Consider the following 1,503-nt stretch of genomic DNA (forward strand, 5'->3'; position numbering starts at 1 on the left):
CGGTCCATCGTCCCGGACGCGGACGCACAGCGTTCCCTTCTCGGCTTCCCACGCCACCCGGATGCGGGTCACCCCCGCATGGTCGAGGAGGGCGAGCACGGCCCCGCGTACGGTCGCGCGGGCGGCGCGGTGATCGTCCGCCCTTGCGGGCTCGCCTGGAGCGTCACTTCGCGGGCGGGCTTGCGCGGGCCGGGACCGCGAGCCGCGCGGGGCGCCGGCGCCGGCGTCCTGCCGGGCCGCCGGGTGCGCCGGCCGAAGAGGTCGAGGGCGGCGATCAGGCCGAAGATCGCGAAGCCGTGCCGGTAGTGCAGGACCTCGTAGAACAGGGCGCAGATGAGGAACACGGCGACGAGGGCGCCGAAGAGCTCGGGATGCGGGACGAGCCGCGCGTACTCGGGCTTCAGCGCGCCCCGCCGCGCGATCCGCACGGCCCTCAGCACCAGCACGGACACCATCAGGATCAGCGCGACCCCGCCGATGAACCCGCGTTCGAGGACGGAGGCGATGTAGTCGTTGTGCGCCTCCTGGACGTAGGACTCCTGCCGGACGAGCATCTGCGTCTCGGTCTGCGCGGCGCCGATGCCCCACGGATGGTCCCGGGCCTTGATCATGTCCCAGGTCGTCGAGAAGACGGTGCTGCGGGAGTCGGTGCTCTCCCCGGTCGTCCGGCCGACGGAGTCGCGGATCACCGGGGACACCTGGCTGGCGCGGTCCAGGAGCGGCTGGATGTCGACCTGGGTGACCACGGCGACCGCTCCGCCGCCGAGGAACACGGCCGCGGCGCCGACCGCCACCGCGTGGTGGGCCTTCCCCTCGCGCAGCAGCCGGAACAGGTAGCCGAGCAGCAGGGCGCAGCAGAGCGCGAGCAGGCCGCCGTTCGAGCCGGTCAGCAGCTCGGCGGCGATGAGGATCCCGCACACGGTCCAGCGCAGCCACCTCCGCCCGGGGAACCGGGTGGCGCGCACGATGAAGAAGACGCAGATGAACCAGTTGGCCGCGTAGTTGGCGTCGCCGAAGGTGAACATCAGGCGCTCGCCGTCGACCTGCTTGCCGGACATCGCGTCGATCCCGAGCGCGAAACCGGCCATCATGACGAGCGCGTAGATCGTTCCGATCCAGACGAAGGCGCGCAGCGCCACGCGGAGCAGGGACGGGTCGCGGCCGAGGTTGGCGACGCAGACCGCCCACAGCAGCACGAACAGGTCCTTGACGAGGGTGAGGGCCCCGACGTCGTTGACCAGCGCCGCGACGCCGCCCGCGAGGACGGTGAGCAGGGTGGGCAGCAGGAACGGCCAGCGGACGGGCAGCCTGCGCGTCCCCGCCCACAGGAACGTCATGATGACGAGCACGATCAGCACGACATCGGGCAGCGCCGTGTTGCCGGGGCCCGGCGCGAGCCCGGCGGGCATCAGCATCGGCAGCGAGGCGATGCCCGCGACGAGCGCGATCGCCTCCGGCCGCCACCGCTTCCGGGGGCCCCGCGGTCCCGCCCCGTCCGGCCCC

General features: G+C 73.0%; 1 protein-coding gene. It reads right to left on the reverse strand.

The features are described 5' to 3' along the window. Positions 1-68 precede the first annotated feature (68 nt). The coding region (locus E1285_RS45035) for an O-antigen ligase family protein (RefSeq protein ID WP_207947316.1) at positions 69-1,503 on the reverse strand (1,435 nt) is incomplete at its 5' end.

The organism is Actinomadura sp. 7K507, assembly GCF_004348425.1.
In the GTDB taxonomy this organism is placed as follows: Bacteria; Actinomycetota; Actinomycetes; order Streptosporangiales; family Streptosporangiaceae; genus Spirillospora.